Below are 24,134 nucleotides of genomic sequence, written 5' to 3' on the forward strand. Positions count from 1 at the left end.
CGGGGCTATCCAGGACGGCTCAGACGCCGTAATCACACTAGCCACACCAAGATCATCTCACCCGTGACCAGCAGTTACGGGACAACCCTTAGGGATGTTGGGCGCGGAGTCGGCGCAGGGTGCGGTGGCCGCGCTCGGTGACCTCGGGGTCGTCGTGGCTGGCGCCGTAGGCGATGCCGGAAACGGCGTCGAAGGCGGCCTCGCAGCCCAGGCGCAGCTCCTCGGCAGGGGTGAGCGCCCTGCCGTACCCGTCAAGGAACGCGGCGCGCAGGTCAGGCCGGCCGGTCCAGGTGTCGCACAGCCGCACCATGTCCCGGGTCGCGGTGTTGTACTCCGACCGCTCGAAGTCGAACAGCAGCGGCTCACCGTCGCCGTCCAGCAGGACGTTGCGGTACTGCAGGTCCCCGTGCGTGGGCACGAGCGTGGGCTTCGGGAGGTCCGGATAAGTGCGGACAAGGGCGAGGACCAGATCCTCGTCCCCGTCGGCCAAGTACGGGCGAGCCCCGTCCAGATGACGCTTGATCTTGTCCGCGGCCGTGACGGCTGCGGCGGGACGCTCGGGTGCGCTGCGGTGAAGGGCGCCCACGAGACGGCCCAGGGCCTGCTGGACGCGCGCCTCGTCGCCGGCGCCGAGGACCATGCCGTGCAGCGGGTGTCCGGGCAGCGCGGTGACGACGACGGCCCGCGCTGCGGTGTCGGCGGCGACGAGACGGGGAGCGCGCGCCCCGAGGGCCGGCACCCATGACCGGTACGCGGCGACCTCCCGGTCATGGAACTTCGGCCCGCGGTGCCGTTTCAGGTACCAGGTGCCGCCCCCGGGCCCGGCCAGCCGCCACACCCGGCTGCCGGTGCGCACCCAGGACACCTCCGTCGCCTCCACGATCCTGCCGACGGCCTGCTCGGCGAACACGCGCAGCCCGCACGGCACCTCCACCCCGCCGGCGGGCGGTCCGCTCAGCAGGCGGGTGCGGTCGGGGCCGTCCTGGCGATGCTCGACGGCGTCGCCCGGCTGCTGGAAGTGCACGGCGGCGGGCAGACCGGCGCGGTAGGCGTCCAGACCGGCCCGGCAGTACGCCACCATCGGCGCGGGCAGGGCGTCCAGCGGGTACCAGTCCATGCCGTCGCACCGGTCCGGCTCCATGATCCGAGGCTGGCCCGACCAGCGGCGGACGTCGAAGAAGACGCCGATACGGGACCGGGATCCCACCGGTGGGCGGTGGTGGACGGTGACCGCCGCGGTCACGTCCTCCGCCTGGATGCGCACTCCTGTTTCCTCGAGGGCTTCCCGGATGACGGCCTCGACCATGTCCTCGTCGGGGTCGAGGTGTCCGGACGGCAGGTGCCACAGGCCCGATGCGTACACCGGTCCGGCCCGGCGGGACAGCAGTACCTCCGGTCCGCTTTCGCCGTCGTGGCGCAGGATGAGGTGGACGTCGACCGGCACCGTGTGCCGGGCCCCGCCGCTCACCGTGCGGCGCCGGGGCGTCGGGCGAGCAGCACGGTGAACACGCCGTCCTCGTGCAGGACTCCGTCCTGCGCGTGCTGGAGCAGGAGCGTCTGGGCCTGGTCCTCGAATCCGGCGTGGTCGGCGAAGAGGTCGGGCCGGGCGAAGCTGGTGGACCGCAGGTATCCCAGGACGCTGCGGGGGGTCCACGTGCGGGTGAAGGGGATGCGGTGCTCGGCGATGTCGCTGAACGCGGATTCGGAGAGGTCGTCTTCGTAGCGGCGGCCGGGCTCGCGGTAGGTGCCGGTGGTGCCGGCGCGGCGGTCTGTTCCGAGGTGGGACTGGATCAGGCCCTGGAGCGCGACGGTCCATTCGGCCTGGTGGGTCCACAGGCTGCCGTCGCCCATGATCGCGACGGCGGCGTGCGGCGAGGCCACCCGGTCGGCCATGGCCAGCACTGCCGGGCGGTCCATCCAGTGGAATGCCCGGCAGCAGGTGACCAGATCCGCCTGATATCCGGGTTGGGCGGGGGTGAACTCCTCGGCCGGGACGGCGTGCACGATGGCGGTGCGCTCGCCCAGCTGGAGTCCGAGCTCGTCGAGCGCGGTGCGGAGCATCCCCTCGTCCTGGTCCACGAGGTCCAGGTGGGATGCGGGAGGCAAGGTCGGCAGCATGGACAGGGCGACCTGTCCGGTGCCGGCGCCGAGGTCCAGCAGCCTGGGCGCCGCCACGCCGGCCAGCTCCCGGGCCAGGAGCTGGACCACCTGGTCGGGCAGCCGAGGGCGGTATCGGGCGTAGTAGTGGTCCACCGAGTCGAACAGGGACACGGGTCTCCGATCTCGTGGTGTGGGCGTGGTGTTCAACGGCGGGTGTCGGGGACCTGGGGCAGCCAGGGCACGGCGGTCTCCCGGAAAGACTGGTTGACCGGGACCAGGTCGGGCGGGTTGCCCAGCGCGGAGAGGGTGACTGCGATGCTGGTGGCGCCGTCGTCGAGGGCGCAGATCTGGCTGCCGCAGGACGGGCAGAAGCCGCGCTTGGAGTCCGGCCACGTGTAGTGCCACGACGGCTCGGCGCCAGACCAGGCCAGACCGTCGAGCGGGAAGGAGACCCACGACATCATCGGTGCCCCCGACAGGCCCTGACAGTCCCGGCAACTGCAGGTGTGGGGGTAATCGGGCTCCCCGGTGACCGTGAACTGGACCTTCCTGCACAGGCAGCCGCCGGACCGGGCAGTGGTGGAAGTGGGGGCGGGTGAGGTCATGAGGTGAACTCCTTCGGCACCAGGGTGGGTTCGGGGGCTTGCGGCGGGACGGTCCCTGCCGGCTGGAGGGCGGCGGGCAGTGGCCAGGACAACTCGTTCGGCCCGCTGCCGGCGCTGACCCACTGGGCTCCGTCCGGTTCGAGGTGCAGCCGGTAGGAGGACGGTACTCCGGCCGCCTGCCATCGGGTGGCGGTGTCCTGGATCTCCGCCCAGATGTCGCGAGGCCCGCAGACCGTGACCGTCCACGTCCCGGAGTCGTCCGGCCGGGCAGTGACCCAGGACCCGCAGTCGGGGGCCCCGATGACCAGGTGGTCGGCAGCCCAGTTCCGTACGAGCCCGGGGTGCAGGTGGTCCAGGGCCAGCCACAGACCCTGCGCATCATCCGGCGGCGGGCCGATGTGCGTGGTGAGGGTGCTGCCCCCGTCCGCGGCCTCGATCCGGCCCCGCAGACCGGGCTTCAGGTAGAGCTGGCTCCAGCCGTGGCCCGCCCGGTGCCCGAGGCGCACCGCTTCCAGACGGGCCCGGACGCGCCCGCTGCCGGTCCTGGTGAGGACGGCCAGGCCCGGCCAGGACGGCGAGGACGTCGACAACGTCGCCAGCCCCAGCCCGTCGGCGGCCAACTGCTGCGGCCAGGCCTGCGGCACCCGGGTGACCGCGTACGACACGAAGATCCGGTCGTAGTCGGCGCCAGCGGGCCAGCCGTCCTGCCCGTTCCCCGTCACGGCCGTCGGCCGGTGGCCGAGCAACGCCAGCCGCTCGCGGGCGGCGGCGGTGACGTGCTCGTCCCGGTCCACGGTGACCACCCCGGCATCACCTGCGATCACGCACGCGACGGCCGCGGTCACTCCCGCACCGGTCCCGACATCCAGGACCCGCTGCCCCGGCCGCAGATCCAGTTGCTGGAGGCGCGCGACGGTCATGCCGGCCGTGCTGGACATCGCCGTCATCGACCCGCCCGACCGCGGGGTCGGTACCCGGCCCAGGACCGGCTCGCCGTCGTGCTGGACCAGCACGCTCTCTCCTCCGTACAGCAGCCCGAGCAGCTCCTGCCGGTCCGCAGGCACGGCCCAGTCGAGCAGGTCCCAGCGCGGCGGGGTCTCGTCCGGGCCGCTGCGCCGCACGTACGCCTGCGGCATCAGCACCTCCCGCCGCACTGCGAGGAAGGCGTCCCGGACCGGGCCCGCCCGGAGATGGCCGGCCGCTTCCAGCCCGGCGACCATCTCCGCACGCGCGACGCTCGCTCGCTCCTCAGGGGAAGTTTCGGTCCGGGCGGGCGGTACGAGGGGATCGGGCACGTACGACTCCTTGGGCAGGGGGGACGGGGACTGCGGGCGGGAAGCGCGGGGCGGTCAGGTCCACCCGAGCTCGGTGTACGGGCGACCGGCTCGGATGCCTTCGATCGCCGCGCGGGTGTAGGGGACGATCGGCTCGGGGAGGGCGTCGGCGGGCCACCAGCCCCAGGAGACGCAACGGTCCGGCTCCCGGACCTCGGGCGTTCCCGTCCACTGCCGGGCGCGGAAGACGAACCCGATTCTGGGCTGGTCCCCGGGCTCGTCGACCATGTGCACCACGTGCGCGAGCTCGACGTCGGCCGGGTCGATGAGCAGCCCGGCCTCTTCCTCCGCCTCGCGGACCAGGCAGGCCACGGCGGACTCCTGCTCGCAGTGCCCGGCGAGGAAGTGGTGCGTGCCGCCGGCGTACGCGGATCCGGGGTGCCGCAGGCCGAGCAGCACCTGGCCGTCGCGTTCCAGGTAGAGATGGACGCCGACGATGTGCGGAACGCTGGTGCTGCCCGCCTTCGGCCTGTCCGGCGCGAGGGAGGCGTCCTGGAGCGCTGTCATGCTGCGGGCGGCGTCGTGGGCGTGTCGGCGTACGAGGTCCAGGGTCGACGGACTCAGCCTCAGGCGCTCCATGGCGTCGGGGCGGAACCAGGCCAGCATCACGCCCTCGGCGAGCGGCAGGCGCGCGGGGTCGCCGTTCCACAGGGCGGTGAACACCTGCACCGGCACGGTCAGGCCGTCGGTACCGGTGGCGAACTCGACGGCAAGCGGCTCCACGATCCCCGGCTCGAGCCCGGCCTCCTCACCCAGTTCACGGCGGACGGTGTCCTCGAGCGAGGTATCGCCCGGCTCGCGGCCGCCGCCGAGCAGCGCCCAGGCCCCGGGCTCCCAGATGCCGGGGATGTCGTCGCGCAGGTGCAGCAGGTAGCGGCCGTGCCCGTCGTGGATCAGCGCCGAGGCGTTGACCGGCTCAATGCGGCCGTCGAGCCCGGATGCGGTGAGCTTCGCCCGCAGCTGCGGGGCCGTGACCTTGTCGAAGGCGACCCACTGTGGGGCCGAGACCTCCTCCGGTTGCACCGTGACCTTGACGTCCCTGTCCACCAGCTGGAAGACGAAGCGGAAGTCCCAGTGCTGGTGCGCGGCCTCGCCCTTGGCAGGGTTGGCGTCGATGTCGAAGACGTCGATGTCGATGTCGATGGGCAGGCTCCCGTAGGTGGCGGTGGCACACAGGGCGCCGGGCGGGATGCCGGCCTCCTCGTGGATCTCGCGCAGCGCCGTCTCCAGCAGCGAGCGATCCCCGGCCTCGACGTGCCCGCCGGGTGCCAGCAGGAGCCCGAAAGTGTTGTGGTGGACGAGCAGGACCTGGCGGTCGTGGTCGACGACGACCGCGCTACACGTGACGTGCCCCGGCATGGTCGAGCGGCTCGTGGGCTCGTCGTCTTTGTCCAGCAACCGCAACAGAGGTGTCAGCAACGGACCTTCAGCCGGGTGCCTTTCCAGGTAGGCGGTGACGAGATCGCGGATGTGTGCGCGGGCGGGTGGCAAGAGGGCCTCACAGGTCGGGGGGACGGTGGGATGGAGGTGTCGGCGGCGCTCACGGGTGAGGGTCCGCTCCGGCGGCATCAGCGGGTGGACGTGTACCTCGGGCGAGGGCGGAGTCGTCGGGGGGAGGTGCGGGGACGGGCATCGCGGTCAGGCGGCTGACCGGGGAGCGCCAGAGCACGATCACCGGCAAGACCAGCACCAGCGTCCTGACGGCCAGAGCGGTATGTGCCCCGAACGAAGTGGCTACGGCGCCGCCGGCCAAGGCCGCGAACGGCTTGCTCCCGGAGACCAGCCATGTCGACGTCTGCTGCGCCCGCGCCTGCAGGTGAGGTGGGCAGATCTGCTGGCGCACCGACCGCTGGGTGGTACCTGCCACCGCCGCGGCGGCGAGCTGGAGGCCGCCCGCCGCGGCGAGGACGGCGAGCCAGACGGGCCCCGGCCGGGCGAACAGCAGGGGCACGCCCGCCACTGGGCAGGTCGCGAAGCCGGCGAGCAGGGTGGGGCCGGGGCCGAACCGGGCCACGATCCGCGGCGCTGCCAGGGCGCCGGCGAGCGCGCCGGCGCCGGAGACGCCCATCACGATCCCCAGGCCGGTTGGTCCCGCCTCCAGTGCGGTCAGCAGGTAGTACGCGAAGAGCGCGCCAGTCACACCGACGCCCACACCGGTCAGGGTCAGCGCGAGCACGAGGTCCCGGACCAGCGGAGTCCGCGCGGTGTAGGCCAGGCCTTCCCAGATCTCCCCGATCAACCGGCGCCTGGGCCGCTCCTCGCCCGCTGCCGGCCGACCGGGCTCCGGAATCCGGGCTGCGCAGCAGGCGGACACCAGGTACGACAAGGCGTCCAGCCAGAAGGCCTTGGCCGCGCCCGCGGCCGCGACGACCGCGGTGCCGAGGTAGGTTCCGGCCGTGTCCGCGGCCCCGAACGCGGCACCTACCCGGGCGTTGGCCCGGTGCAGCAGGGCGGGTCCGACGAGCTGCGGAACGATCGCGATGGCCGCCGCCTGGTACAGCACGGTCACCGCACCTAGGACCAACGCGACCGCGTACAGCACGGGCATCGACAACACCCCGGCCAGCGCCGCCACGGGAACCATCGTGACGACGATGGCCCCCGCCAGGTCGGTGCCCACCAGCAGAGCCCGCTTGGCGTACCGGTCGACGATGCCGCCGGCAACGGACGGCACTCGGTCTGCGAGTTGGTCTGCGGTCGGGCCTCGTCCCGTCCTGACGTCGGGCGGACGTTCACCCCGCCAGCCTGTTCCTGGCGCGCGTCGGCGGTCATGCGTTGTCCTGGGGGCGCAGAGTGTCGTGGTCGCCGGCCGACTGGGTGGGGATCGTGGCGTCGAAGGCTGAGGCCTGGACGAGGTAGGCGTCGCGGAAGTCCCCCGTGCCCGTAGCCGGGTCCATCAGTTCCTCGAAGGTGCCCGACTCGGCGACCCGGCCGTCCTTCAAGACGTGGATCAGGTCCGCATGACGCACGGAGTGCAGGCGGTGGGTGATGAGCACGATCGTCTGCCCGGTGGTCGCGGCCAGCGCCCTGATCTGGTCGAACACCCGCTGCTCCGCGACCGCGTCCAGGGCGCTGGTGGGCTCGTCCACGATGAGGATCTCGGCCTGCCGGTACTTGGCCCGCGCGATGCCGATGCGCTGCCACTGACCGCCCGAGATCTGATGCCCGCCGCGGTAGCCACGAGCCAGCAGCGTGCCGAGCCCGCGAGGCAGGCCGTTGAGGACGTCGTCGGCGCCGGAGAAGCCGGAGGCCTCCTCGACCGCCTGGTCGTCGATGGCCTGACCGGGCTGGCCGATACCGACGTTCACCCGGAACGTGAAAGGCCAGTGGTAGAAGTCCTGCGACATCAGGGCGACGCGGCCGAAGACCTGGTCGCGGTCGGCGGAGCGGGCGTCGACGTCGTCCCACCAGATCGTGCCGCTGCCCTCGTCCGGAAGGTAGAGGCCGGCGAGGAGTTTGACCAGGGTGGACTTGCCGGAGCCGTTCTCGCCCACCAGCGCGATGATCTTCCCCGTCGGGAACGAAAGGGTCGCCTCGCGCAGCGTGGGCTCGGGCAGGGTCTGGCCGCTGCCGGGGTACGTGAAGGTGACCTTCTCGAACCGGACTTCCCGCAGCCGCTCTGGCAGTGGGTCTCCGCCCACGGGGATGGCCCGGGTCTTCGCCTCCCGGCACAGCCGCTCGAAGTCGGCGACGAACAGGGACTCCTGGTGCAGTTCGGTGACCTGGAGCACCAGGCTGTCGAGGCTGGCGGCGCCGGTGCGAATGGCCAGGACCGCCGTACCGGCGACGGCGAGTTCCATCGCGCCGCCCCACAGCAGGGCGCCCAGGGCGCCGTAGGTGAGGAGGGTGGCGAGACCGCCGGCGCCGTCGGCGGCGAGCCCGATCCGGGCGGCGCGCCGGGCCAGCCGGGTCTGCTCGCGCTCGCTGGTCTCGGCCATGGTCCGGAAGTGCCCGAGCAGGAACGGCCCGACACCGTGGACGCGCACCTCGGCCGCCGCTTCCTTCTGGGTCAGCAGCTGGCCGAGCAGGTGCCCGGCGCGGGCGTGCTGGACGAAGGCGTGGAAGGAGATGTACCGCTGGCGGGAGATCATCAGCGAACTCCACGCGCTCGGCAGGGTCATCAGGACCAGGAGCGGCAGCAGCACCGGGTGCAGGACGGTGAGCACGCCGGCCGCTGCGATCAGCGACACTGCGGAGTTCAGGGTGTTGGTGCAGTACCGGATCATCCGTCGGGCCGAGTCGGCTCTGTAGCGGGCCGCGTCCAGCAGCCGGTGGAACTCGTCGTCCTCGATCGCCGACAGCTCCGTGCGGTGCACCAGCCCGAGGTACTGCTCGGTGGCCACTCGCTGCACCTTCGGCTCCAGCGCCCCGGTGGCCGCCGTCGAGGCCGAGCGCAGCAGCGACCCGAGGAACGCCGTGACGGCCACGACCGCGAGCGCGGGCAACGCCTGAATCAGGCGCTCGTTGGTGCTACCGGCCGCGAGGACGTGGCCGAGCACGCTGTTGACCGCGACCAGGCCGACCGCCTGCGCGACGCCCCGCCCGGCCTCCGAGGCCAAGACCACACGCAGGGCCCGTGCGTCGGCGAGGTGGGCGAGCCGCAGGCCGGTCCCCGCCAGCCGGGGGAGCTGGCGCGCCATCGTCCAGAGTCCGAGGGTGAGCCAGGCGCCCTCGTGCTGGTCCCACCCGATGTCGTAGGCCAGCTCGCCGCCGAAGAGGAGCCGCTCGGACTCCGACACCCCCGCGGCGCCGGAGCCGCTCTCCGCGTCCTTGCTCACGCAGCCCTCCAGGAATCCGGTTGTGAGCCGCGGCAGCAGGACGATGAGGCTTCAACACGACCCCCCGCAGAGGGCAGGCACGGGGCGGGCGCGTGATGTTCGATTAATGGGAGGGTGTCGAGGTGCTTCGGCAGGAGATTCACGGTGTCCTCCGGATGGGCGCACGACTGGTACTGGTGCTCTAAGAACGCGCCGAATCCGGGGCCGTAACGGCCCCGGACGGGCGAATGTTTCGAACGTGAATGCGATCCTGGCGTCCGGGCCAAGGGGTGTCTGCCGGATCGCTTTTGAACTCACACGTTCGAGTGGTTGACGACGTGCGGCACCTGATCAGGGGCTTGCGCGGTCCTTCCGCGCACCCAATGCAGGAGTGGGGCAGCGTGTGTGGAGACGGATCATGTCCAGGCCCTGCTGGAAGGTGACCGGGGTCTCCGAGAGGTTGAGCCGCAGGAGCTGGGCGCCGGGATACAGCGCGTCCCAGGCGGCAGAGGTCCCGCCGTGAACGACGGTCGGGTTGATCCGCAGCCCCGCTCGCCCGCACCGCACCACCCAGGCAAGGAAGTCATCTTGCGGGGTTCTGAGTTCGGCGAACGCGGAGTAACCCGCGGCCGGCTCCATACCCGGGAGGCGCCGCAACGGAGACCCTGGGCCATCGAACGCGTGAGCGTTGCGTCGGAAGCGCTCGGCCATGACGGCCAGGTGGTCGCGGACGCGGCGGAAGGTCTCTACCTCGGGGAGTGCCGCAAGACCTGCCGACACCTTCTTGTTCGCGTCCAGCCCCGTCGTGGTCTTCGGGACACCGGCGGCCGCGCGGACGGGACTGGGTGTCGATGATCACGAGGGACGGGTCCTCTAACCGGCGGGCCTTCTCGCGGACCTGGCAGCGCAGGAGTTCCTGGATCCGCTGGTCCAGCCCGTCCTCGCGCCACAGGCGGAAGTAGTAGAACACCGCCGACCAGGCCGGTAAATCGTGCGGCAGCAAGCGCCACTGGCAGCCCGTCCGGTTCTGGTAGAAGATCGCGTTCACAACTTCCCGCAGGTCGCAAGAGCCCGGATCCCCGGTCGCCGACCACGCCACCCGGTCCTGCTTCCAGGCCGTGATCATCGGCTCGATCAACGCCCACTGCTCGTCCGATAAGTCGCTGAGGTACGGCTCTCTCTTCACGCCCCGCATCTCAACATGGACATGCCCACCAGGCGGTCCGGACCGCGATCAGTACCACGATCGAGCGATCACGAACCGAGGGAGATGGGACTTAACGCCCACTGACACCGCCGGTGTCCCGAACCGTGGGCGTACAGAAGCGTGTAGGGCCTTCGAGCTACCCGGCCGGCGGCTTCGAGCTGAACCGGCCGCCCCGCCCGGGTCAGCCATGAAGAATCCTCCTGCAGAAATAGGTCGTGTCCAGGTTCTTGGCGGGCATCCCGCAATGACGGGGCCCGGTTCCTGCGAGGGCGGACAACCTGGTCGTCTCCGTGTTCCCCGCCGTTACGGCGCCTGTCCCGCGTTCGGCGCAACAGTGCCAGTCAGCCCGACTGTTCCCGTCGCGGCCGATCGACCGGACCACCCCGCGTTGGTGAGCACCTCTTGCATGGGCGTCTCAGCAGCTTGGGCGGATCACCCCCGCGGCGGCGGGGAGCCGAGATCGGCGCTCAAGGTAGTGTTCCATCCGGTGTCAATCACCCTGAAGGGGGACACAGGGCATGGAGTTGACTGCGGAAATAGCCGCATTGCGGGGCGGTACGGGGGATCCGGGGCGTCTGGTGGGTGAGTTCCGGCGGGCCGTCCTGCTAGTGCCGCGTTCCGGTGGTTCCGCGCACGGCGAGGGCGGGTTGATGTCGGCCGTCTCGGGCGGGATCCGCTGGTTCTACGCGTTCACCGACGAGGAGGCCATGGCCCGGTTCGCCGTGGCGCGTGGGGAAGCGGGCCGGGAGTGGCCGTATCTGGCGACCCTGGGTGCGCGTCTGGTCGACGCGGTCGTTCCGGAGGTCGACGGCCCGGCCGGGGTGGCGGTGAACGTGGCCGATGCGGACGGGTCGATGCTGTTCCCGCCCGTCGCCGGGATCGTCCCCGACGCGTCCGCCGTCGACGTCGACCCCGACTCCGCGGAGGTGGCCTGATGGCCGCCGACGGTGACCTCGAAGTCTCCCCGCAGGCGGTGGCCGCGGTCCAGAAGGGGTTGCGGGCCGCGATAGCGGAGCTGCGCGAGTCGGGCGACGCCGCAGGAGCCTCGCAGGGAGCCGGGTTCGAGAACCTGTCGATGACGACGATGGAGACCGGGCACGGCACGCTCTCCAAGGACTTCGAGGACTTCTGTGAGCGCTGGGAGTGGGGTGTGCGCAGCCTGATCCAGGACGCCTCCACCCTCGCGGGCAATCTCGGTATCGCCGCCGGGACGGTGTGGGAGGAGGACCAGTACGTCCAAGGCGCGTTCAAGGTGGTCGCGAACGCCGCGTACGGCAATCCGCACGCCAGCGAGGACGAGATCGAGCAGAAGTCCTGGGGCGACATCTTCAGCGCGGACGTCTACAAGCCCGACTACAGCCCAGAGTCCTTCAAGAAGGGCGCCGAGGACATCAAGAAGACCTGGTCGGACACCAAGGACACGGTGACCTCGACGGGGAAGATCGGGTCACTGAAGGACCTGCTGGAGCAGACGAAGGGCAACGGGGGCGGTAACTGATGGGCTGGCGGGACTTCATACCGGACTCGATCGAGGACAAGGCCGAGCACGCGGTCGAGAAGGTCGGCGACGCCATCGAGTGGGCCGGCGACAAGACGGCCGACCTGGCGGAGGAGGTCGGACTCGACGACGCCGGCGACTGGATCCGCGACAAGTCGCGCTCGGCCGCCAACCAGCTCGGCGCCGACGTGGCCGAGCTGGAACTGGGCCAGACCGACGACCCGAAGAAACTCGTCTACGGCAGCGTCTCCAAGATCCGCGCCCAGGTCTCCCACCTCAACGACTTCAAGACGGCCTTCGAGTCGGTCGGCAACGGCCTGAAGACCATGACCCAGCCCGAAGGCCTCAAGGGCAAGACGGCGGACACCTTCCGCGAGACGGTCGCCAAGGAACCGCCGCGCTGGTTCAAGGCGGCCGATGCCTTCGGCAAGGCCGCCGACGCGATGAATCGTTTCGCCGAGACCGTCGAGTGGGCCCAGGGCAAGGCCAAGGAGGCCCTGGAGGAGTACGAGCACGCCCAGAAGGTCTCCACCGACGCCCGCACCGCCCACAACAAGAAGGTCACCGCCTACAAGGACGCGGTGGAGGCGAAGCAGGACCCCCTGCCGCCCCGGCCCGTCGATGCCAAGGACTTCGTCGATCCCGGCAAGGCGCTGGCCACCGCCGCCCAGGACAAGCTCGACAGCGCCCGCAAGCAGCGCAACGAGGTCGCCGACACCGCCGCCGCGGCCGTCCGGGCCGCCCGGGACGCCGCCCCGCCCAAGCCCTCGTACACCGAGCAGCTCGGCGACGGCCTGGACTACCTCGACCTCGCGACCACCCACCTGCTCGGCGGCGTCGCCAAGGGCACCGCCGGCATCGCCAACTTCGCCCGCGCCCTCAACCCCACCGACCCCTACAACCTCACCCACCCCGCTGAGTACCTCACCAACCTGAACTCGACCGCCGCCGGCCTGGTCACCATGGCCAACGACCCCTGGGCTTGACGTTTAACCTCTGACCTCGAACGTCGCGTCGTACGTGCTCACTCGTCAGGGGATTTTCCGGGCAGGCGGACGGCCTTCGCATGACCATGCGTTCCACCACAGAACCGCTGCTCATACGAAGGCCGCAGAGATGAGTTTGCTTCAGCACGCTGCCCGGCGTGATGCGTTCGACTTCACGTCACACTTCCGGGAGGACTTCTACGCCTGCCTGTCCCGGCGCGGGGACACCCTGTTCGAGCTCACCGACGCGATGCTGTGCGAGAACGGGCCGGTCACCTCTCCGGTCGACCTGACGCTCCTGGCCGAGCACCGCCGTGGCCACGGCGCTCTCTACGACGCGCTGAACAGCGGCCGCATCGACACCGTCGGGCTGCGGCGAGCGCTGGCGGTGCTGCCACAGCCCAAGGCCGCCGACAACCGTCTGGTCCTCGCGGTCGATGTCACCCACTGGCTGCGGCCCGACGCCCCGTGCAGCCCGGACCGGCTGTTCTGCCACGTCTACGGACGCAGCGGACGCTCCAGCGACCAGCTCGTGCCCGGCTGGCCGTACTCGTTCGTCGCCGCGTTGGAGACCGGCCGCACCTCGTGGTGCCAGCTGCTGGACGCGGTCCGCCTGGGCCCGGACGACGATGTCGCCGAGGTCACCGCGGCCCAGGTCCGCCGCGTCGTCACCGACTTGATCGACGCAGGCCAGTGGGAGCCCGGCGACCCGGACGTCCTGATCGTCCTCGACGCCGGCTACGACGCCCCGCGCCTGGCCTACCTTCTGGCCGGCCTGCCCATCGAGGTGGTGGGCCGGATGCGCTCCGACCGTGTCATGCGACGCCCGGCACCGCCCCGCACCCGCAGGGCCGGCCGCCCGACCCGGCACGGAGCGGTGTTCCGCTTCGCCGACCCGGACACCTGGGGCACCCCGGACGCGGAAACCGTGCAGGTCACCGACCGCTACGGCACCGCGCGGGCTATCGCCTTCGACCGTCTCCATCCGCATCTGACCACCCGTTGCGCATGGATCGACCACACCGGCGAGCTCCCCCTCATCGAGGGGACCCAGATCCGTCTGACGGTCGACCGGCTGCCCAGCGGCCAGGACCCGCAGCCAATCTGGCTGTGGTCCTCGAAGACCGGGATGACCGGCGAGGATGTCGATCTGCGCTGGCAGGCGTTCCTGCGCCGCTTCGACATCGAACACACCTTCCGCATGATCAAGCAGACGCTCGGCTGGACCCGCCCCAAGCTCCGCACCCCCGAGGCCGCGGACCGCTGGACGTGGCTCGTGATCGCCGCCCACACCCAGCTGAGGCTCCTGCGTGAAGCCGCCGCCGACCTCCGGCGCCCGTGGGAGAAGCCGACCGAGCCCGCCCGGCTCACTCCGGCCCGCGTCCGCCGTGGATTTCGCAACCTCCGCCCGCACCTGCACTGCCCGGCCCGTGCACCGAAACACTCAACACCCGGACCAGGCCGTCCAGTTGGCTCGAAGAACTGCCATCCTGCCACCCGCCACGACGTGGGCAAGACGACCAAACGCCCCGAGAGCATTGTTGAACGTAATCGCCTCAAAGCTCGCAAAGGTTAAATTCTAAGCTGGGGCGCCGGCAAGCAAATGCTCGACGAGTTCATGAAAGACCCCAGCGAGGGCATCGGGAAGCTGATACCCGAGCTCGTCGGCTCCAAGGGACTGGGCTCGCTGAAGAAGCTCGGGACGGCAGCCAAGCACCTCGACGACGTCAAGGGACCCGCCCGCGCGAGCCACACCGCGGACGGTCCGCACGTGAGCGAGACGCCCGATGTCGCCAAGCGGTACGACAACACCGATCCGATCGACCTGGCCACCGGCCGGATGTTCCTGCCGCAGACCGACATCGTGCTCCCGGGCACCCTGCCGCTGGCCTTCGTCCGGCGCGCCGAGTCGGGGTACACCGGAGGGCGCTGGTTCGGCCCCACGTGGACGTCGACGATCGACCAGCACCTGGAGGTCGACGCCGAGGGTGCCGTACTCGTCACCGAGGACGGCCTGCTCGTGGCGTACCCGCATCCGGCTCCCGGCGTCGCCGTCGTACCGCTGTCCGCGTCCGCTCCCCGCCACCTCCTGGAGCGCACCCCGGACGGCGACTGGACCCTCACCGATCCGGGCAGCGGGCACGTCCGCCGCTTCAGCCCTCCCGCCGGGGACCCGGACGGCGACGGGATCGCCCCGATCGCCCAGCTCGAGGACCGCAACGGCAATCTCATCACCTTCGAGTACGACGAACACGGCACCCCGATCGGCATCGCCCACTCCGCCGGCCACCGCCTCCGCTTCGACACGGCCGAAGGCCGCATCACCGCCCTCCACCTCGACGGCGGCCCGCGCATCCTCGCCTACGGATACGCCGACGGGAACCTCACGGAGGTCGTCAACTCCTCCGGCCTGCCCCTGCGCTTCAACTACGACGACCGCGCCCGCATCACGTCCTGGACCGACACCAACGACCGGTCCTACACGTACGAGTACGACGAGCGGAACCGCTGTATCGCGGAGGGCGGCGGCGAGGGGCACATGGTCCTGCGGCTCGCTTACGACGCCGTCGATGAGGCGACGGGCCACCGCGTGACCGAAACCGTCACGGGTGAGGGGCACACCCGCCGGTATCTCGTCGACGACCGGTACAGGATCGTGGCCGACGTGGATCCGCTCGGCCACACCACACGTTACGTCCGCGACCGCCACAACCGTCTGCTCGCGCGGACCGACGCTCTGGGCCGCACCACCACCTACGGCTACCACGACGGCAATCTGGTCAGCGTGATACGCCCCGACGGGCTGGGAACCACCGCCCGCCACAACGAGCTCGGTCTGCCCGTCCACGTCAAAAGGGCCGACGGCCAAGTGGTGCGGTACGCCTATGACGAGCGCGGCAACCGCATCTCGACCACCGACTCGATGGGCAGGATCACCCGCTTCGGCTACAACGAGGCGGGTGGCCCCACTTCCGTCACCGACCCCCTGGGCCATACGACCACCATCCGCTGCGACCGCGCCGGCCTCCCCGTTGAGGTCACTGACCCGCTCGGCGCCACGACTCACTTCGTACGGGACGCCTTCGGCCGCCCCACCGACATCACCGACCCGACGGGCGCCACCACGCACCTGCAGTGGACGGTCGAAGGTCGGCTCGCCCGCCGCGTCCATGCGGACGGCGCCGTCGAGAGCTGGACCTGGGACGGCGAAGGAAACTGCACCAGCCACACCGACAGGCTCGGCGGGGTCACCCGTTTCGAATACACCGAGTTCGATGTCCTCGCGGCTCGCACGGGCCCTGACGGCGCCCGCCACACCTTCCGGCACGACGCCGAACTGCGCCTCACGGAGGTCACCAACCCGCAGGGCCTGACTTGGAGCTACAGCTACGACCCCGCGGGACGCCTCACGTCCGAGACGGATTTCGACGACCGCACCGTCAGGTACACGTACGAACCCACCGGAACTCTCGCCTCCCGTACGAACGCACTGGGCCAGACGACCACGTTCGAACGCAACGCACTGGACCAGATCGTCCGCAAGAACGCCGACGGCAGCGTCACCACCTTCGCCTACGACCTCACGGATCAGCTGGCCGAGGCCCAGGGCCCCGACGGCGTGGCGGTCACCATGCTGCGCGACCGCGAGGGCAGGCTCCTTTCCGAAACGGTCGACGGGCGGACGCTGGCGTACAACTACGACGACCTGGGACGCCGCGCCGGCCGCACGACCCCGACCGGCGCGACGGCGACCTGGAGTTACGACGCTGCCGGCCGCCGCACGGCGATGACGGCTTCCGGCCGCTCGTTCGACTTCACGTACGACGCCGCGGGCCGTGAGATGACGCGTCGGATCGGCGATTCCCTCGTCCTGAGCCGCGTCTTCGACCCTGCCGGTCGCCTCACGGCCCTGACTGTCACAGGCCCGGCCGGCGCCCACGTGCGGCACCGCGACTACAGCTATCGCGCGGACGGCCACCTCACCGCCGTCGACGACGCCTCCGACGGGCGGCACGAGTACCAGCTCGACGCCGCCGGGCGGGTCACCTCGGTCCGCGCGGCCGGCTGGACCGAAACCTACGCGTACGACCAGGCAGGGAACCAGACCATCGCCTCCTGGCCGGCCGATCATCCCGGCAGCGAGGCGAACGGAGAGCGCGCCTACGACGGGACCCGCCTCACCCGTGCCGGCGCCGTGCGCTACGAGCACGACCGGCTCGGCCGCGTCACCGTTCGCCGCAAGACCCGTCCGTCCAGGAAACCGGACGTCTGGCGTTACACCTGGGACGCCGAGGACCGCCTCGTCTCCACGACCACCCCGGACGGCACCCGGTGGCGTTACCTCTACGACCCTCTCGGTCGCCGGACGGCCAAGCTCCGCTTGGCGGAAGACGGCCAGAACGTCGTCGAGCGGATCGATTTCACCTGGGACGGGAACACGCTGTGCGAACAGACCAGTAGCTCAATCGAGCAGCCCTACGTCGTGGCCCTCACCTGGGACCACGAGGACATCCGGCCCATCGCGCAGACGGAACGCATCCTCGGCGCATCGAGGGAAGAGGTGGACTCCCGGTTCTTCGCGATCGTCACCGATCTGGTCGGAGCACCCACCGAGCTGGTCGACGAGTCCGGCAACGTCGCGTGGCACACCCGCTCGACTCTGTGGGGCCTCACCACATGGGCGGCGAACAGCGCCGCGTACACCCCGCTCCGCTTCCCGGGTCAGTACGCCGACCTGGAGACGGGGCTCCATTACAACTACTTCCGTCACTACGACCCCGAGAACGCCCGCTACCTCACCTCCGACCCCCTCGGCCTCACTCCGGCGCCGAACCCCTTTACGTATGTGGCCAACCCGCATGCGTGGACGGACTACCTGGGTCTGGCCCCCGACTACATCCCGATTTACCGCACGCCGAAGGGAGCCCACGCCCAGTACGAACTGGACCACGGGCCGAACCCCGCCAACCACCAGCCGGGGGTGGACATCGGCGGGGGCATCATTTCGGACGGCAAGATCTATTTCGGCGAACGGGCGGTGGCGGCCGAGTACGCCGGCCCGACCGGAGCGAACTTCGCCAAGGGCATGGTCAAGTATGAGATGCACCCGAGTTTTCTCGAGGAGTTCGGCGACCACGTGAAGGTCCACGACAGGAACGGACCGAACGGTGCCGTGCGGCTGGAGTTCGAGATACCCGTGGAGAAGCTCGACCGGTTCAACGAGCTGACTCTGGGGCGCAGCTGGGTCGATGTCTATGGAGGACCGAAGTGACATTCCGCGATCATCAGGAACTCGACGTGACGATCGTCGCGGTCGCACCCGTGGGCGCGAAAGTCGAGGTGGACGGGTATGAGGGGGTATACGGATTCATCGACCAGGTGAAGCATCCGTCCTGGTGGGACGCGGACGTGGCACAACCCAGCGCGGGCGACAAGCTCCACGTATGCGTCCTGGACGCCACCCGCGAGCCATACCCCCGGTTCAGCGCGCTGCAGGACGACATCGACATCGCGCGACGTCTGCGGGGGGGTGCCTGACAGGAGCAGCCACGGAAACGCCAGAGCCGCCGCCGGAAGCACCGGAAGCAGGCGAGCACGTTGCCTGGGAGTATCACGAAAGCGGTGTTCACCACTCGGTTGGCGTAGAGGTTTCTCGTTCGTCTGGTTGGCTCACACTCGTTCGGCCGAGAGGCGGCCGTCGAAGGCGATGTCGAACGCGTTCATGGCCTCTCCTTGTCGGGCGCAGAGCAGATGTCAGTACGGCGCAGGGTTGTGTCAGCGCCCTTGTCGCTCGGTGTCTGTCGGCAGGAGCTCGGTGAGCAGGCCGCGGAAGCGCTACTCGATTTCGTCACGGATCGGCCAGGCCCTCGAAGACCTCGCCGCCGGCGGCATAGTCACGCGCGGCACCACCGCCTCGATCAGTTCTGACGTTTTTTCATGCACCGGCATGAACGTGGGCCGCCCACAGAGAGGGGGTTGCCGGGAAGCGGTCTCGTACCGTCCGGATGGTGTGGTGCAGGGCGGTCGCCGCCCGGTCCGGAGCGAGCATGCCGCGCGGGCCCTCGGTCAGGTGCTTGTAGAAGGACTCGGCGATCTCGGCGGCCAGGCGATCGTCGATCTGCCACAAAGTCCCGACGACGTGGGGAAATCCGGCGAGCTGGAAGGCACTGGTCAGATGGATGGCTTCGTCCAGCAGCCGAAGACTCTCACGAACGCGGACCCTGTCAGAGGCAGCCCCGGCAGCAAGCAGACGCATACCGCCGAGGTCGGCGGTGCCGCAGGCGGAAAGGTACGCGAGCTGCGCGTGGTCGAGGCTGACCTGGGCAAGGGTGGATACGGTCAACGGCGCTGTCACGTGGTCGTGCAGGAGCAGTCGGCTTTGGGACGGATCGGTGTGATCGTCGGCGCCGTGGCAGGCGAAGTGGGCGATGGCGCATTGGGGGAGGTGGGAGAGGACGGCGGCCGTGGTGGGGGTACCGATGCCCGCGGGACCGGGGGTGCCGTCGCGGGCGGGGGCGGGTTCGGTCAGCTGGACGGGACAGTGAAGGAGATCCCGGATCCGGCGAGCCTCCTCGGGAACGTGCCGCAGTGGGGCGTGACCGGGGGTGGTAGGCATGGCTACGATCAGAGACTGACCGGCGGGCCGCGGACAGCGTGTGCGGGCGTGTCTCAAGGCGCGGACGGTGGGGGTGTAGGACGAGATCACCCGGTCGAGCACGGTGCGGCGGTGCCGTCCGTGGGCGGGCTCGGTGTGGAATCCTGCAGCGTGGAGAGGCAGCATCCCGAGAAGTCCGCCGGGTGCCCACCACACCCGTGGCAGCGACTCACCGTCCTGGACGGGGGGAACCGTCTCGCCCAAGTCCTCCAGTGCGGCAAGAACCGGCTCGGCGGCGGCTTCCCAGAGCCATTCCAGGATCCCGCGCAGCATCTGCTGGGCGGCGATGCGGTCGCTGCCGGGCGCTGTGGCGTTGGTCAGTGCCCAGTGGAACGTAACGACCTGCTCCACGACGGCGTCCCGGGTGAGCCGGGGGAGCGATACGGAGCTGATGCCGTGGCGAGTGAGAAGGAGTGCGTCGCTGCGGTGCCGGTTGACGTTGAACGTCACGATGGGCCCGTGTGCGGCTTCCTCGAGCAGTTCCTCACGGCTCGGGGGCAGGGCGAAGTGGGCAAACCCCTCGCAAGCGCGGATGCGCCCCAGTAGCTGTTCGAACTCGGCCGCCAGCCGACGGCGTTCCCTCCCCTCGGACCGATGGTCGTCCGGGGCATCGCCGGCGGCCGTGACGGGGTCTTGATCCAGAGCCTTCCGGAGTTCGGCAAACCGTTCAGCCAGCGCGGGATGCTGCTCGCGCAGGTCGGTCAGGTCACTTCGCATATCCAGTGCGTGGGACAGGAGCACGGCCCGCCCGGCCTCCGCCAACCGCAGCGCCCGGGTGGCTCGATCCTCTGGCTTGCCCCGGGTGTCGGCCAGAGCGAGGGCCGCCGCGTCGCTACCGAGGAAGGCGGCGTTGCTGCCGAGCGCGTGCTGCCGGGCACCGCGCCGCAACCGGCGTGGTGCCACCTCCGGCAGCATCAGTACCGCCCGCTCCAGGAAATCGGCCGCTCGGCCGGGGTCCGACGAGGCGGCCAGGTTGGCCGCCGCACACGCCGCGCCGATACGCTGCGACGGCAAAGCCGTCTCGGTATCGACCGACTGCCCCAACAGAGACAGCGCCTCTTCCCTGTCGGCCGGCTCCCTGCTGCGCTCGTACCGGATGCGCAGGGCGAAAGCGAGAGCGCCCAGAGCGTCGGCGCGGTCGTCCGGGGTGGTCAGGACGGCGACGCGACAGACCTCCACTGCTTCCTCGAGATCTCCCGGCTCCCCGGTACGCTCAGACCGCTCCGCCAGGGCAAAGCCGAGCTCGGCCAGACGGCGGGCGTGGTCGGGATGGTCGTCGGGGGTGGCCCGGATGACAGCGCGGCCGGCCTCCACCGCTTCCTCGAGATCTCCCAGCTGCCCCGTACGCTCAAACCGTTTCCGCAGGACGCTGCTGAGGCTGGCCAGGGGGGCGACGTGGTCCGGGTGGTCCTCGGGGATGGCTCGGACGGCAGCGCGACATGCCTCCACCACCTGTTCCAAGTCCTCCGATTCCTCCGTACGCCTGAAGAGGCTCGCCAGGACACTGGCGAGGTTGGTCAGCCTAGCCCCGCGGCCGGGGTGGTCCTCGGGGGTGGCCTGGACAGCGGCGCGGGCCGCGTCCACCGCCTCCTCCAGATCCGCGAGCTCCCCCGTGTGAGCGAAGCTCTGTGCCAAAGCGAGCCCGAGGTTGGTCTGGCAGGCCGCGTAGTGGGAGTGGTCGGCGGTCGAGGCCTGGACGGCGGCGCGGGCCGCATCCACCGCCTCGTCCAGATCCTGAAGGTTCCCGGTGCGTTCATGGCGCTTCTGAAGCGCCAGGCCGAGGTTGGACAGGCACATGACGCGGTCGGGGTGGCCGTCGGGGGCGGACCGGACGGCGGCACGGGTCACGTCCACGGCCTCCTCCAGATCCTCTGGATTCCCCGTGCGTATGAACCGCCTCCCCAGGGCGCTGCCGAGCATCGTCAAGCACGCTGCGACATGGGGGCTGCCGTCACCTGCGGCCTGGGCAGCGGCCCGCCCGACCAGCACTGCCGCATCCAGATCCGTAAGTTTTCCGGCGCGGTCGAACCTCTCCTGCAGGGTGAAGCCGAGGTTGGACAGAGTCGCCACGTAGCCGGGATGGTCCCAAGATGTGGCTCGGAAGGCGGCATAGCCCGCTTCCACGCCCTCGTCCAGAAGGCTCAGCTCCCCGGTGCGTTCGTACTGCTTCTGCAGGGCAGTGCCGAGGTCGGACAGGTACATGACGTAGTCAGGGTGATCGGCGGGGACGCCGTGCGCGACACGTCGCCACAGTTCCACCACGGATGCCACGAATTCCGGGTCCGCGTCCGGGAGCGACATCCGGCTGAGCAGGTCCTTCGCAGTAGGGGCCGCGTTCTCCGCGATGGCGGGGAGCAGAAGGTGCGGCAGTCTTCTCATCCCTACGATGAAACACGCTGTCAAATAGCGGATCGCCGCCTTCCGGTCTTCTTCCGCTTCCGTTGGGGGGAGGCTCGCAGCACGGCAGTAGTAGAACCAGCCCAGAGTGAACGCGCCGTCCAGATCACTTCGATTCGCGGCGACGTGCCGAGCCAGGCGGTACGCCTCGTCGTGCCCGGCGGTCGCGAGCACCGCCGCTGAGTCTCCCGTGTCCACCAGCTGTTGCACGCGCGCCCATACCGCCGCCCTCAGTTCGTCGCGTTGCTCCACGGCCCGTCCCCCATGTGCGTCGCCGAAGTGTGGATCGCCAATTACCAAAGATAGAACGTCGGTTGCTGGCATCATCATGTTCGGACGCCATGGCTGTGCCACACCTCGGTATCCCGACCGGCCTCGGCACAGACAGCTCGACAGCGCGCGCCGAGGTCTCGCGATCGGATGGGGGTATCGGGTGTCCGACCAGTACGACGACGGTGGACGCGACGCGGAGTCGCGCGAGGGCGTCGCCTACGTGTGCGACCAGCTGGAGCAAATCCGCGGGGCCCTGGCGACGACCGGCGCCGAAGGGGTGACCCCGCTGGAGCGCCTGCTCGCGGCGTTGCGGGCCGGTGAGGATCTCACCGCACCACTGGATGCGCTCCACGAGGCACTGCTGGCCGCGGGCGACGCCGCCGGCGTCCACGGCCGGGCCCGCGGCCGGGACCCGATCGGGGTCAACCCCGCGCTGCCCGACGAATGGGTGCTGCTGTGCCCGACGCGGCAGTGTTCGCGCTTCGGCTGGCCCGACGGCCTCGAAGAGCCTGATTGCCGAATCAGCGGCCGGCCACTTCGCAGAGAGCGGCTGTAGTGGTGGGCGAGTTCCTCGGAGCCCTCGGGCAGAAGCTCGCCGAGCGCTGGTTGACCCTGCTGGTCCTGCCCGGGGCGCTCTTCCTGGCCACTGCTACGGCCGCCCACACCCTCGGCCACTCCCATGCTCTGGACTACTCCCGTCTCACCGAGCAGATCGCCCGATGGACCCGAGCCCCCGCCGCGACCACCGTCGGGGGCCAGGTCGTCCTGCTCGGCACCATCCTCGCCGCCGCGGCGGTGGTCGGCCTGGTGGCCCAGAGCCTGGGGACCCTCGCCCAGCGCGCCGTGCTGGCCACTGATTGGTATGCCTGGCCTCGGCCCCTGCGGCAGTGGGCCCGGGGGCGCGTCGCTCACCGTCGTGCCCGATGGGCTGGTGCCGCACACCGCTACCGGCAACAACGCGACGCCGACGCCTACACTTTGGCCCGCACCGGGCGGCGGGCCGATCCTGCCGCACGCCGGGCCGCGTACGCGGCGATGCAGCGCATCGCCAACGAGGAGCCCGACCGGCCCACCTGGAGCGGCGACCGCGTCCACGCCGCTGCCCTCCGCCTGGAACGCGATCACCATCTCGATCTGACTGTCCTGTGGCCGCACCTGTGGCTCGTCCTGCCCGATACCACCCGTACCGAGATCACCACTGCGGAACAGGCCCTCACACGCGCCGCAACCCTGAGCGGCTGGGCCCTGCTCTACGCCCCACTGACCGTGTGGTGGTGGCCTGCTGCTCCGATCGCGGTCGCCCTCGCGCTGACCAGCAGATACCGCGTCCGCAGCGCCACAGCCGCCTATGCCCAACTCCTGGAGGCCGCGGCCCGCCTCCACGCGACCGACCTGGCCGCCCAACTCGGCATCGCCCACACCGGCCCTCCGGACCCCACCCTCGGAGATGCCCTGACCCAGCAGCTCCGCCTCCGAGGCCCTTAGCCGCCCACCTCCGGCGGCACCGCCTCCCACTGACCGGCTCTCCCGCCCCCGTGAGATCCACGGCTGCCGCACCCCGGCCGTCGACCGGATCTTCGGCGACCGGTCCTTCGCCGAGATCGGTGACCCTGTACCAAAGCCATCGCCGACGAGCAGCGTGGCCTGGTGGCCGGGGCGGGCACGTACGAGTTCGGCGGCACTGCACCCGTCGGTCTTTACGGCACGGGCGACCTGGCCTGCCGTGTACTCGTGTGCTCGCATTACCCGGTGCACGCGATGGCCTTCCATCCCACGTTTCCACTGCTCACGGTCGGCACTGGCCGCTACGACGGCGCCTACTTGCCCTGCACGCCGATCCGGGCGCAGCCCCGCAGCGCGGGCACGGTTCGCGCTCAACGAGCTCAGCGCAGGCGATCTCGTCAAGGTCGCCGTTCACGTACCCCTATCTCGCTTGGTCGTTCGAAGCGACCCGTACCGAATACTCGTCCCTCTTCTCCATCGTGCCCGCCGGTTTCGGGACGCCCTTCGGGACAGCCCTCGCGACCCCCGTCCGCGAGCAGATCAACCCGAAAGCGCGCGACGCGAACCACGTCGCCGCACACTGGAAAGAGGCACTGAACCAGTTCTCACTCTTCTTCGAGGACCGGCTCAGCATCCAATGAAACCAACCGACTTACACAAGATCGCTGACACGCCCTTCACGGCGAAGGGTGTGCAGCCGTTCGCGGGTGGCGGCGGGTAGGTCGGGAGTGTCATGAATCAGGTGGACACCCGCTGTGAAGGGACCCCTGATGGACGCGATGACTGGTCACCTGATCGAGGACGCTGACGGCGTGTCGG

Annotated in this window: 18 protein-coding genes and 1 pseudogene; 9 read left to right on the plus strand and 10 right to left on the minus strand. The window is 70.3% G+C overall.

Annotated elements, in window-relative coordinates; translation table 11 throughout:
• Positions 1–88 precede the first annotated feature (88 nt).
• From ABTY04_RS37200 to ABTY04_RS37240, 9 genes and pseudogenes are all read right to left on the minus strand, one after another.
• Positions 89–1,468 (minus strand): NUDIX domain-containing protein, encoded by a 1,380-nt coding sequence (locus ABTY04_RS37200; RefSeq protein ID WP_352217858.1) that lies wholly within the window; start codon positions 1,466–1,468, stop codon positions 89–91.
• A complete protein-coding gene (locus ABTY04_RS37205) occupies positions 1,465–2,271 on the minus strand; it encodes a class I SAM-dependent methyltransferase (protein ID WP_352217859.1) in 807 nt (268 codons plus the stop codon). Before ABTY04_RS37205 ends, ABTY04_RS37200 begins: the two co-directional genes overlap by 4 nt.
• Positions 2,272–2,303: 32 nt before the next feature.
• Complete coding sequence (locus ABTY04_RS37210) at positions 2,304–2,705, minus strand: GFA family protein (protein ID WP_352217860.1); 402 nt, start codon at positions 2,703–2,705, stop codon at positions 2,304–2,306.
• On the minus strand, positions 2,702–3,925 hold the full coding sequence (locus ABTY04_RS37215) for a protein-L-isoaspartate O-methyltransferase family protein (RefSeq protein WP_352217861.1): 1,224 nt from the start codon (positions 3,923–3,925) through the stop codon (positions 2,702–2,704). Before ABTY04_RS37215 ends, ABTY04_RS37210 begins: the two co-directional genes overlap by 4 nt.
• A gap of 129 nt (positions 3,926–4,054) precedes the next feature.
• Positions 4,055–5,437 (minus strand): NUDIX domain-containing protein, encoded by a 1,383-nt coding sequence (locus ABTY04_RS37220; RefSeq protein ID WP_352217862.1) that lies wholly within the window; start codon positions 5,435–5,437, stop codon positions 4,055–4,057.
• A 142-nt stretch (positions 5,438–5,579) separates the two neighbouring features.
• Positions 5,580–6,713: an MFS transporter gene (locus tag ABTY04_RS37225; protein WP_352217863.1), complete on the minus strand. Its 1,134-nt coding sequence runs from the start codon at positions 6,711–6,713 to the stop codon at positions 5,580–5,582.
• 94 nt (positions 6,714–6,807) lie between these two features.
• A complete protein-coding gene (locus ABTY04_RS37230) occupies positions 6,808–8,679 on the minus strand; it encodes an ABC transporter ATP-binding protein (protein WP_352217874.1) in 1,872 nt (623 codons plus the stop codon).
• Between the two features lie 468 nt (positions 8,680–9,147).
• Positions 9,148–9,435 carry a hypothetical protein gene (locus ABTY04_RS37235; RefSeq protein ID WP_352217875.1) on the minus strand — a complete coding sequence of 96 codons (288 nt, stop codon included), beginning with the start codon at positions 9,433–9,435 and terminating at the stop codon, positions 9,148–9,150.
• A 141-nt stretch (positions 9,436–9,576) separates the two neighbouring features.
• A pseudogene (locus tag ABTY04_RS37240) lies at positions 9,577–9,982 on the minus strand (transposase); the annotation flags it as partial.
• 539 nt (positions 9,983–10,521) lie between these two features.
• Between ABTY04_RS37240 and ABTY04_RS37245 the strand changes: the two are divergent.
• The 6 genes from ABTY04_RS37245 to ABTY04_RS37270 all read left to right on the plus strand — a co-directional run bounded on the left by ABTY04_RS37245 (position 10,522) and on the right by ABTY04_RS37270 (position 18,025).
• A complete protein-coding gene (locus ABTY04_RS37245; RefSeq protein WP_352217864.1) occupies positions 10,522–10,938 on the plus strand; it encodes a hypothetical protein in 417 nt (138 codons plus the stop codon).
• Complete coding sequence (locus ABTY04_RS37250) at positions 10,938–11,501, plus strand: hypothetical protein (RefSeq protein WP_352217865.1); 564 nt, start codon at positions 10,938–10,940, stop codon at positions 11,499–11,501. The genes ABTY04_RS37245 and ABTY04_RS37250 overlap by 1 nt, the downstream gene beginning before the upstream one ends.
• Positions 11,501–12,487 carry a putative T7SS-secreted protein gene (locus ABTY04_RS37255; RefSeq protein ID WP_352217866.1) on the plus strand — a complete coding sequence of 329 codons (987 nt, stop codon included), beginning with the start codon at positions 11,501–11,503 and terminating at the stop codon, positions 12,485–12,487. The genes ABTY04_RS37250 and ABTY04_RS37255 overlap by 1 nt, the downstream gene beginning before the upstream one ends.
• Positions 12,488–12,617: 130 nt before the next feature.
• The gene (locus tag ABTY04_RS37260; RefSeq protein WP_352217867.1) at positions 12,618–14,063 is read left to right on the plus strand and encodes an NF041680 family putative transposase; all 1,446 of its coding nucleotides are present in this window, start codon (positions 12,618–12,620) and stop codon (positions 14,061–14,063) included.
• Between the two features lie 42 nt (positions 14,064–14,105).
• On the plus strand, positions 14,106–17,759 hold the full coding sequence (locus ABTY04_RS37265; RefSeq protein ID WP_352217868.1) for a DUF6531 domain-containing protein: 3,654 nt from the start codon (positions 14,106–14,108) through the stop codon (positions 17,757–17,759).
• Positions 17,756–18,025 (plus strand): hypothetical protein, encoded by a 270-nt coding sequence (locus tag ABTY04_RS37270; RefSeq protein ID WP_352217869.1) that lies wholly within the window; start codon positions 17,756–17,758, stop codon positions 18,023–18,025. Before ABTY04_RS37265 ends, ABTY04_RS37270 begins: the two co-directional genes overlap by 4 nt.
• Positions 18,026–18,422: 397 nt before the next feature.
• Here ABTY04_RS37270 and ABTY04_RS37275 read toward each other — a convergent pair whose 3' ends face one another.
• Positions 18,423–21,791, minus strand: a complete 3,369-nt coding sequence (locus tag ABTY04_RS37275) for a CHAT domain-containing protein (protein WP_352217870.1) — start codon at positions 21,789–21,791, stop codon at positions 18,423–18,425.
• Positions 21,792–21,972: 181 nt separating this feature from the next.
• Between ABTY04_RS37275 and ABTY04_RS37280 the strand changes: the two genes are divergently transcribed.
• The 3 genes from ABTY04_RS37280 to ABTY04_RS37290 all read left to right on the plus strand — a co-directional run bounded on the left by ABTY04_RS37280 (position 21,973) and on the right by ABTY04_RS37290 (position 23,956).
• Positions 21,973–22,368 (plus strand): hypothetical protein, encoded by a 396-nt coding sequence (locus tag ABTY04_RS37280; RefSeq protein WP_352217871.1) that lies wholly within the window; start codon positions 21,973–21,975, stop codon positions 22,366–22,368.
• A gap of 2 nt (positions 22,369–22,370) precedes the next feature.
• The gene (locus tag ABTY04_RS37285) at positions 22,371–23,297 is read left to right on the plus strand and encodes a hypothetical protein (protein ID WP_352217872.1); all 927 of its coding nucleotides are present in this window, start codon (positions 22,371–22,373) and stop codon (positions 23,295–23,297) included.
• Positions 23,298–23,794: 497 nt separating this feature from the next.
• Complete coding sequence (locus ABTY04_RS37290) at positions 23,795–23,956, plus strand: hypothetical protein (RefSeq protein WP_352217873.1); 162 nt, start codon at positions 23,795–23,797, stop codon at positions 23,954–23,956.
• The last annotated feature ends 178 nt before the right edge of the window (positions 23,957–24,134 follow it).

The organism is Streptomyces sp. NPDC097981 (assembly GCF_040302565.1).
Lineage (GTDB): Bacteria > Actinomycetota > Actinomycetes > Streptomycetales > Streptomycetaceae > Streptomyces.

Excerpts from the sequence above, each read along its gene's own strand:
- ABTY04_RS37210 (WP_352217860.1), bottom strand. The coding sequence starts at position 2,705 with ATGACCTCACCCGCCCCCACTTCCACCACTGCCCGGTCCGGCGGCTGC.
- ABTY04_RS37215 (WP_352217861.1), bottom strand. The coding sequence starts at position 3,925 with ATGGTCGCCGGGCTGGAAGCGGCCGGCCATCTCCGGGCGGGCCCGGTC.
- ABTY04_RS37230 (WP_352217874.1), bottom strand. The coding sequence starts at position 8,679 with ATGGCGCGCCAGCTCCCCCGGCTGGCGGGGACCGGCCTGCGGCTCGCC.
- ABTY04_RS37235 (WP_352217875.1), bottom strand. The coding sequence starts at position 9,435 with ATGGAGCCGGCCGCGGGTTACTCCGCGTTCGCCGAACTCAGAACCCCG.
- ABTY04_RS37245 (WP_352217864.1), top strand. The coding sequence starts at position 10,522 with ATGGAGTTGACTGCGGAAATAGCCGCATTGCGGGGCGGTACGGGGGAT.
- ABTY04_RS37250 (WP_352217865.1), top strand. The coding sequence starts at position 10,938 with ATGGCCGCCGACGGTGACCTCGAAGTCTCCCCGCAGGCGGTGGCCGCG.
- ABTY04_RS37255 (WP_352217866.1), top strand. The coding sequence starts at position 11,501 with ATGGGCTGGCGGGACTTCATACCGGACTCGATCGAGGACAAGGCCGAG.
- ABTY04_RS37260 (WP_352217867.1), top strand. The coding sequence starts at position 12,618 with ATGAGTTTGCTTCAGCACGCTGCCCGGCGTGATGCGTTCGACTTCACG.
- ABTY04_RS37265 (WP_352217868.1), top strand. The coding sequence starts at position 14,106 with ATGAAAGACCCCAGCGAGGGCATCGGGAAGCTGATACCCGAGCTCGTC.